The organism is Tepidimonas sp. (assembly GCF_036825565.1).
GTDB lineage: Bacteria > Pseudomonadota > Gammaproteobacteria > Burkholderiales > Burkholderiaceae_C > Tepidimonas.
In genome coordinates, this window is sequence record NZ_DAISXZ010000083.1 from 1 (window position 1) to 9099 (window position 9099).

The 9099-nt window shown below is 69.7% G+C and carries 8 protein-coding genes and 1 pseudogene; 7 read left to right on the plus strand and 2 right to left on the minus strand.

Annotated features, from left to right (window positions below):
• Both V7026_RS10035 and V7026_RS10040 read right to left on the minus strand, forming a co-directional pair.
• A pseudogene (locus tag V7026_RS10035) lies at positions 1-652 on the minus strand (DUF58 domain-containing protein); the annotation flags it as partial.
• 8 nt (positions 653-660) lie between these two features.
• Complete coding sequence (locus V7026_RS10040; RefSeq protein ID WP_334155245.1) at positions 661-1584, minus strand: AAA family ATPase; 924 nt, start codon at positions 1582-1584, stop codon at positions 661-663.
• A 52-nt stretch (positions 1585-1636) separates the two neighbouring features.
• On the opposite strand from V7026_RS10040, the gene V7026_RS10045 reads away from it, so the two are divergent.
• From V7026_RS10045 to V7026_RS10075, 7 genes are all read left to right on the plus strand, one after another.
• Positions 1637-2587, plus strand: coding sequence for a histone deacetylase family protein (locus tag V7026_RS10045; RefSeq protein WP_334155246.1), 951 nt, complete (start codon positions 1637-1639; stop codon positions 2585-2587).
• Positions 2588-2618: 31 nt separating this feature from the next.
• On the plus strand, positions 2619-3416 hold the full coding sequence (locus V7026_RS10050; RefSeq protein ID WP_334155247.1) for an enoyl-CoA hydratase: 798 nt from the start codon (positions 2619-2621) through the stop codon (positions 3414-3416).
• A 4-nt stretch (positions 3417-3420) separates the two neighbouring features.
• Positions 3421-4758, plus strand: a complete 1338-nt coding sequence (locus V7026_RS10055) for a mechanosensitive ion channel family protein (RefSeq protein ID WP_334155248.1) — start codon at positions 3421-3423, stop codon at positions 4756-4758.
• 195 nt (positions 4759-4953) lie between these two features.
• Positions 4954-5703 carry an electron transfer flavoprotein subunit beta/FixA family protein gene (locus V7026_RS10060; RefSeq protein ID WP_334155249.1) on the plus strand — a complete coding sequence of 250 codons (750 nt, stop codon included), beginning with the start codon at positions 4954-4956 and terminating at the stop codon, positions 5701-5703.
• Positions 5704-5720: 17 nt separating this feature from the next.
• Entirely contained in the window at positions 5721-6662 is a 942-nt protein-coding gene (locus tag V7026_RS10065; RefSeq protein ID WP_334155250.1) for an electron transfer flavoprotein subunit alpha/FixB family protein, read from the plus strand.
• 59 nt (positions 6663-6721) lie between these two features.
• Positions 6722-8512: an acyl-CoA dehydrogenase gene (locus V7026_RS10070; protein ID WP_334155251.1), complete on the plus strand. Its 1791-nt coding sequence runs from the start codon at positions 6722-6724 to the stop codon at positions 8510-8512.
• Positions 8513-8524: 12 nt separating this feature from the next.
• The coding region (locus V7026_RS10075) for an NAD(P)H-dependent flavin oxidoreductase (protein ID WP_443082347.1) at positions 8525-9099 on the plus strand (575 nt) is incomplete at its 3' end.

Here is a 9099-nt window from a genome sequence, read left to right on the forward strand (position 1 = left end):
CCCCGCGCGGGTGCTGTGGAAAAAGGCCGCCCGTTGTCGCTGCGCCGGGCAAGGGCGGGGCGTCGATCTCCGGAGCCGGGTAGACGGTCACCGTGCCTGCTGGGCGCCACCAGCTCCAGACGCGAAAGGCGCCCAGGGGGTAGCGGGTTTCGATGGACAGCGGGGGCAGGGGCTGCCGCCCCCGTGTGGCAAACACCAGGGGCAGGGCCACGCTCGCCGTCTCGCCAGGGGGGAGGTCGACCGACGCCGCGTCCGAATGGGGTTGCCCCCAGCGCACGGTCACGGCCCAGCGCGCGCGGCGCCCCGGGTTGTGCACATCGACCCGCACCCGAACCGGTTGACCCGCGAATGCCTCGCCTTCGAGGCCCACCCCCAGGCGCAGCCCGCGCAGGTTCTGATGCGCGACCCACACCCCGACCGCCGCCTGGCCCGCCAGCAGAAAGGTCAGCAAATACCCCAGGTTGAGCTGGTAGTTGATGCTGCCCACCAGCAGCAGGAGCAGCGTCAGCCCCAGCATCCAGCCCGGCCGGGTCGGTAGCACGTACAGATTGCGGTGGGTCAGCGCATGCTCGGCGGTCGCGGGCAGCCGCGCCAGCCACCAGGCACGCAACCGCGCCAGCGGGCTTCGCACCGGAGCACGGGGCTGGGCCATGGGCGCTTTCAAGGCAGGGGAAGGGCTTGCACCAGTGCGCGCAATTGGCCCGCCGCATCCCGTCCGGCCCCTGCCGCGGGCGTGAGCCGGTGCGCGGCCACGGGGACCAGCACGTCGATCAGATCGTCCGGGGCCACGTAATCGCGGCCCTGCACCAGCGCCCGGGCCCGTGCCGCGCGCAGCAGCGCCAGGCCGGCCCGGGGGCTCAGGCCGTGGGCAAACCAGCGCGGCTCGCGTGTGGCGGCCAGCAGCGCCTGCAGATAGTCCAGCAACGGGTCGCTCACCGCCACCGCCTCCACCGCCTGCTGCAAGCCGAGCAAGCCTTCGGCATCGAGCGCCGCCGGCAGCCTTTGCAGCATCTGCCGGCGGTCCTCGCCCCGCAGCAGGGCGCGCTCGGCCGCGCGGCCAGGGTAACCCAGCGACAGCCGCATCAAAAACCGGTCCAGTTGCGACTCGGGCAGGCCGTGGGTGCCCAATTGCTCGAAGGGGTTTTGTGTCGCGATGACGAAGAACGGCCGCGGCAGCGCGTGCGTGGCGCCATCGACGCTGACCTGACGCTCCTCCATCGCCTCCAGCAGCGCACTCTGGGTCTTGGGGCTGGCGCGGTTGATCTCGTCGGCCAGCAGCACCTGGGTGAACAGCGGCCCGGGGTGGAACACGAAGTCCTGCCGCGCCCGGTCGTATACCGAAGCGCCGATCAAATCGCTGGGCATCAGGTCGGCCGTGAACTGCACCCGCGCAAACTGCAGCCCCAGCGTGCGCGCCAACGCCTGCGCCAGCGTCGTTTTGCCGACGCCGGGCAGGTCCTCGATCAGCAAATGGCCGCCCGCCAACACGCAGGTCACGGCGTCGCGCAGGACGTCGTCCTTGCCCACGATGACCGTGGTAAGCTGATGCATCAAGGAGGCAATGAGGGGCCGGTACGCGGTCATGCCCCGACGATACCGGAAAGCGCTGCGGCTCGCCGCCCCCAACCCGTCTGCCATGAAACCGACCGGTTACTACACCCATCCCGCCTGCGTCCGGCACGACATGGGGCCAGGCCACCCGGAGTGCCCCCAGCGTCTTGGAGCCATCGACGACCGCCTGCTGATCACCGGCCTGCTCGATGCCCTGGAGCAGCGCACCGCCACCCCGGCTTCCGCCGCCGAGCTGGAGCTGGCCCACGATCGGCTGCATGTCGCGGCCATCCGCGGGTTGAGCGATGAGTTGCGCGATGCCATCGCGGCGGGCGGGCCGCAAACGCTCTCCGTCGATCCGGACACGGCGCTCAATCCCCACACCTGGGAGGCCGCGCTGGCCGCCGCCGGCGCCGCGATCGACGCCACCGAGGCCGTGGTCAACGGCGAGCTGGCCAACGCCTTCTGCGCCGTGCGCCCGCCGGGGCACCACGCCTGCCGCAACCGGGCGATGGGGTTCTGCTTCTTCAACAACGTGGCGGTGGCGGCCAAGTACGCGCTGGCGCGCCTGGGGCTGCAGCGCGTGGCGATCGTCGACTTCGACGTGCACCACGGCAACGGGACGGAGGACATCGTCGCCGGCGACGAGCGCATCCTGATGTGCAGCTTTTACCAGCACCCCTACTATCCGGAATGGGACCACCGCGACGACGCCAACCTGGTCAACGTGCCGGTGCCGGCCTACACCAAAGGCATGGACGTGCGCGAGCTGATCGAGATGATGTGGCTGCCGCGGCTGGAGGCGCATCGCCCGCAGCTGATCCTCATCAGCGCCGGCTTCGACGCCCACCGCGAGGACGACCTGGGCCAGCTCGCGCTGGTGGAGCAGGACTACGTCTGGATCACGCAGCGGCTGATGGACGTGGCGCGCCGCCACGCCAAGGGCCGCATCGTCAGCGTGCTGGAGGGCGGCTACAACCTGAGCGCGTTGGCGCGCAGCGTCGAGGCGCACGTGCGCGTGCTGGCCGACGTCTGACCGCCGCCCCGAAACGAGGAGACCCCCGCCGATGACCACCCCCGACACCGAACCGATCCTGCTGCACGCGCGCGACGCGCGCGGCGTGCACACCCTCACGCTCAACACCCCCAAGGCCTTCAATGCGCTCAGCGAAGCGATGCTGGAGGCGCTGTCGGCCAAGCTCGACGAGATCGCCGCCGACGACGGCGCGCGCGTGCTCGTCATCGCCGCAGCCGGCAAGGCTTTCTGCGCCGGCCACAACCTGAAGGAGATGCGCGCCAATCCGCGGCTGGAGTACTACCAGCAGCTGTTTGCGCGCTGCTCGCGCATGATGCTGCAGATCCAGCGCCTGCCGGTGCCGGTGATCGCGCGCGTGCAGGGGCTGGCCACCGCCGCCGGCTGCCAGCTGGTGGCGCAGTGCGATCTGGCGGTGGCGGCGCAGGAGGCGCGCTTCGGCGTCAACGGCATCGACGTCGGGCTGTTCTGCGCCACGCCCAGCGTGCCGCTGGTGCGCAACGTGCCGGTCAAGGTGGCGATGGAGATGCTGCTGACCGGCGAGTTCATCGGCGCCGAGGAGGCGCGCCAGCGCGGGCTGGTCAACCGCGTGGTGCCGCTGGACGCGCTGGACGCGGAGGTGGAGCGGCTGGTGGTGGCGATCCTGGCCAAGCCGCGCGAGGCGATCGCGATGGGCAAGGCGGTGTTCTACCAGCACCGCGAGACCGGCATCGAGGCGGCCTACCAGCTCGCCGGCCAGACCATGGCCTGCAACATGATGCACGAGGTGGCGCAGGAGGGCGTGCAGGCCTTCATCGACAAGCGTGCGCCGGCCTGGCGCGCGGGGGGCTGAGCGGATGGCCCGTCCCGCCGCGCCCGTCCCAATCGACGACCTCGGCTCCTGGCTGCAGACGTTCGCGCAGCCCGGCGCGCTGCTGGAGCTGGCGGCGCTGGCGCTGTGCGTCGGCATCGCGTGGCTTGCGGTGCGGGCGCTGCAGCGCGCCTTCAACCCGGACGCCGAGCGCTCCATCTGGTTCGGCCGCCGCGGCGTCGACGGCGTGCTGTTTCCGCTGCTGCTGCTGGTGCTGGCCTACGGCGCGCGCGCGCTGACGCTGCTGTGGGCGCCGCGCGCGGTGTGGCACGTCGTGCTGCCGGCGCTGATCGCGCTGGTGGTCATCCGCATCGGCGTCAAGGTGCTGGAGGTGGCGTTCAAGGGCGCGGCGTGGCTGCGACCGGTGGAGCGCACCGTCTCGTGGCTGGCGTGGCTGGCGGCGGTGGCGTGGATCACCGGGCTGCTGCCGGTGGTGCTGGCGGAGCTGGACCAGATCTCGTGGAAGCTCGGCGGCACCCAGCTTTCGGTGCGCACGCTGATCGAGGGGCTGCTGTCGGCCGGCGCGGTGCTGATCGTGGCGCTGTGGGTGTCGTCGGCCATCGAGGCGCGCCTGCTGCGCGACGCCACCGGCGAGTCACTGTCGCTGCGCAAGGCCGCCAGCAACGCCGCGCGCGCGCTGCTGCTGTTCGTCGGGCTGATGCTGGCGCTGTCGGCGGTCGGCATCGATCTGACGGCGCTGTCGGTGCTGGGCGGCGCCATCGGCGTCGGCATCGGCTTCGGCCTGCAGAAGCTCGCCGCCAACTACGTCAGCGGCTTCGTTATCCTGACCGAGCGCAGCATGCGCATCGGCGACATGGTGCGGCTCGACACCTTCGAGGGCGTGGTGGCCGACATCAAGGCGCGCTACACGGTGATCCGCGCCGTCAGCGGGCGCGAATCCATCGTGCCGAACGAGATCCTGATCACGCAGCGGGTGGAAAACCTCTCGCTGTCGGACCCGAAGGTGTGGCAGTCCACCGTGGTCGGCGTGGCCTACGACAGCGACGTGGCGCTGGTGCGCCGGCTGCTGGAGCAGGCGGCGCTGGAGCAGCCGCGTGTGCTGCGCGACCCGGGGCCTCTCGCGGCGCTGTCGGCCTTCGGCGCCGACGGGCTGGAGTTCACGCTCGGCTACTGGATCGCCGACCCGGAAAACGGCCAGCTCGGCCTGCGCTCGGCGATCAACCTGCGCATCCTGGAGCTGTTCCGCGAGCACGGGGTGGAGATCCCGTACCCGCAGCGCGTGCTGCACGTGCGGGCGTCCCCGGAGGGTGCCGTCGCGGCGGCCCCGGCCGTGCTGCCGCACACCGGCGAGGGCGCCGCATGAGCCGGGGATGCCGGATGTCGCACGGGCGGCGCGTCGGCGCCACGCAGGGCTTGTGACACCCCACACGACCGCCTATAATCAAAAAAACGAACGGTCGTTCGTTTTTTGGCGGAGTTTCCTCCTTACAATGCGCTCAGTTGACGTTGACGTAAACGTAAAGTTGGCGTCACTGCCCCACCACCCACAGGAGCAAGCATGAAGATCCTCGTCCCCGTCAAGCGCGTGGTCGATTACAACGTCAAGGTCCGGGTCAAGGCGGACGGCACCGGCGTCGACATCGCCAACGTCAAGATGAGCATGAACCCCTTCGACGAAATCGCCGTCGAGGAGGCCGTGCGCCTGAAGGAAAAAGGCGTCGCCACCGAGGTCGTGGCCGTCTCGTGCGGTGTGGCGCAGTGCCAGGAGACGCTGCGCACCGCCATGGCCATCGGCGCCGACCGCGCCATCCTGGTCGAGACGGACGAGGAGCTGCAACCCCTGGCCGTGGCCAAGATCCTCAAGGCCCTGGTGGACAAGGAGGCCCCGGGCCTGGTGATCCTGGGCAAGCAGGCCATCGACGACGATGCCAACCAGACCGGCCAGATGCTGGCTGCACTGGCCGATCTGCCGCAGGCGACCTTTGCCTCCAAGGTCGAGGTGCAGGGCGATGCGGTCGAGGTCACGCGCGAGGTGGACGGCGGTCTGGAGACCCTCAAGCTGACCCTGCCCGCCATCGTGACCACCGACCTGCGCCTCAACGAGCCGCGCTACGTCACGCTGCCCAACATCATGAAGGCGAAGAAGAAGCCGCTCGAGACCCTCAAGCCCGCCGATCTGGGGGTGGACGTGGCGCCGCGTCTGAAGACGTTGAAAGTCGCCGAGCCGCCCAAGCGCAGCGCCGGCATCAAGGTGCCCGACGTCGCCACGCTGGTCGACAAGCTCAAGAACGAAGCCAAGGTCATCTGAGGAAAGGACACGCCGCCATGACCATTCTCGTCATCGCCGAACACGACAACGCCACCCTCAAGGGGGCCACGCTCAACACGGTGGGCGCCGCGCTCAAGCTGCAGGCGGCTGGCGCCGGGGACATCCATGTGCTGGTGGCCGGCCATCAGGCGGCTGCCGCCGCCCAGGCCGCTGCCCAGATCGCGGGCGTGGCCAAGGTGCTGCACGCCGACGGACCCGCGCTGGCCCACGGCCTGGCCGAAAACGTCGCCGCGCAGGTGCTGGCGCTGTCCGGCGGCTACAGCCATATCCTCTTCCCGGCCACGGCGGGCGGGCGCAATGTGGCGCCGCGCGTGGCCGCCAAGCTGGACGTCGCGCAACTCAGCGACATCACCGCCGTGATCGACGCGCACACCTTCGAGCGGCCGATCTATGCCGGCAACGCCATCGCCACCGTGCAGAGCAGCGATGCCCAGCATGTGATCACGGTGCGCACCACGGCGTTCGACGCGGCGGGAGCGGGTGGTGCGGCGGCGATCGAATCGGTGCCCGCGGTGGCCGACGCCGGCAAGAGCACCTTCGTCAAGAGCGAACTGGCCAAGAGCGACCGCCCCGAACTGACCGCCGCCAAGGTCATCGTTTCGGGCGGCCGGGCGCTGGGCAGCGCCGAGAAGTTCAACGAAGTCATCACCCCCTTGGCCGACAAGCTTGGGGCGGCCATCGGCGCCAGCCGTGCGGCGGTGGACGCGGGCTACGCGCCCAACGACTGGCAGGTTGGCCAGACCGGCAAGATCGTTGCGCCCCAGCTCTACGTAGCCGTCGGCATCAGCGGCGCCATCCAGCACCTGGCGGGCATGAAGGACTCCAAGGTCATCGTCGCGATCAACAAGGATCCGGAGGCGCCGATCTTTAGCGTGGCCGACTACGGCCTCGAAGCGGATTTGTTCCAGGCCGTTCCCGAACTGGTGCAGGCCCTCTGATTCGGCCATCGACAAACGGGCATCCGAGGGATGCCCTTTTTTTGCCCTAGGAGACCCCCATGACCTTCAAGGCCCCCGTCAAGGACATGCTCTTTGCGATGGAGCACCTGGCGCAGTTGGACCAGATCGCGCAGATGCCCGGTTTCGAGGAAGCCAACCTGGAGACCGCCCAGGCCGTGCTGGAAGAATGCGCACGCCTGAACGAGGAAGTCATCGCCCCCCTGAACTGGGAAGGCGACAAGAACCCGTCCTGGTTCGAGGATGGTCAGGTGCGCACCACCCCCGGTTTTGCCGAAGCCTTTCGCCAATACGCCGAAGGCGGCTGGCAGGGGCTGCAGCACCCCGCCGAGTTCGGCGGCCAGGGCCTGCCCAAGACGATCGGGGCCGCCTGTGGCGAGATCCTCAACGCCGCCAACCTCAGCTTTGCCCTGTGCCCGCTGCTGACCGACGGCGCCATCGAGGCGCTGCTGACGGCCGGCAGCGACGCGCAAAAGGCCACCTACATCCCGCCGATGATCGAGGGGCGCTGGACCGGCACCATGAACCTGACCGAGCCGCAGGCCGGCAGCGACCTGTCGCTGGTGCGCACGCGCGCCGAGCCGCAGCCGGACGGCACCTACAAGATCTTCGGCACCAAGATCTTCATCACCTACGGCGAGCACGACATGGCCGAGAACATCGTGCACCTGGTGCTGGCCCGCGTGCAAGGGGCGCCCGAAGGCGTCAAGGGCATCAGCCTGTTCATCGTGCCGAAGTTCCTCGTCAACCCGGACGGCTCGCTGGGCGCGCGCAACGACGTGCACTGCGTCAGCATCGAGCACAAGCTGGGCATCAAGGCCAGCCCCACCTGCGTGCTGCAGTACGGCGACCACGGCGGCGCCATCGGCTACCTGGTCGGTGAAGAAAACCGCGGCCTCGAGTACATGTTCATCATGATGAACGCCGCCCGCTACGCCGTGGGGGTGCAGGGGATTGCCGTGTCCGAGCGCGCCTATCAGAAGGCCGTGCAGTACGCGCGCGATCGCATCCAGAGCCGCCCGGTCGATGGCAGCGTGGCGGGTGCGGCGCCGATCATTCACCATCCGGACGTGCGCCGCATGCTGATGACGATGCGCGCGCTGACCGAAGGCTGCCGCGCCATGGCCGCGGTGGCCGCGGCCGCCTACGACGCCGCCCATCACCACCCGGACGAGGCCGTGCGGCGCCAGAACCAGGCCTTCTACGAATTCATGGTGCCGTTGGTCAAGGGCTACAGCACCGAGATCAGCCACGAGGTCACGAGCCTGGGCGTGCAGGTGCACGGCGGCATGGGCTTTGTGGAGGAAACCGGCGCGGCTCAGTACTACCGCGATGCCAAGATCTTGACCATCTACGAAGGCACGACGGCCATCCAGGCCAACGACCTGGTCGGGCGCAAGACCGCGCGCGATGGCGGAGCGACGGCCCTAGCCATCGCGGCGCAGGTCCAGGCCACCGAAGCCGCGCTGGCCGCCAGCGGCAGCGAGGCGGCGCGCGCCGTGCAGGCGCGCCTGGAGGCTGCGCGGCTGGCTTATGAGGAGGTGGTGCGCTTCATCGCCGCGCAGGCCAAGGCCGACCCCGTGGCCACCTACGCCGGCAGCGTGCCGTACCTGATGCTGGCCGGCAACCTGATGGCGGGCTGGCAGATGGCGCGCGCGCTGCTCGCCGCGGAGCGGGAGCTGGCCGCCGGTCGTGACGAAGCGTTCATGCGTGCCAAGATCGCCACCGTGCGCTTCTACGCCGACCACATCCTGACCCGCTGCGGCGGCTGGCGCGACGGCATCGTGGCCGGCCACACCCCCATCGCCGACATGGCGCTCGACGCATTCTGAGGAGACGGACCCATGTCACGACTGCCCGCCGTGTTGCAGCGCGTGCCGTTCCCCGTGATCGGCTCGCCGCTGTTCATCATCAGCAACCCCAAGCTCGTCATCGAGCAGTGCAAGGCCGGCATCGTCGGGGCGATGCCCGCGCTCAATGCGCGGCCCGCTTCGCAGCTCGACGAATGGCTGGCCGAGATCACCGAGACGCTGGCGGCTCACAACGCCGCGCATCCGGAGCAGCCGGCCGCGCCCTTTGCGATCAACCAGATCGTGCACAAGAGCAACGACCGGCTCGAGCACGACATGGCGCTGTGCGAGAAGTACAAGGTGCCCATCGTGATCACCAGCCTGGGCGCGCGCGAGGACGTCAACCAGGCCGTGCACGGCTGGGGCGGCGTGGTGCTGCACGACATCATCAACAACACCTTTGCGCACAAGGCCATCGACAAAGGGGCCGATGGCCTGATCGCCGTGGCGGCCGGCGCGGGCGGCCACGCCGGCACCAAGAGCCCGTTCGCCCTCATCCAGGAAATCCGCCAGTGGTTCGACGGACCGCTGGCGCTGTCGGGCTCGATGGCCACGGGGTCGGCGGTGCT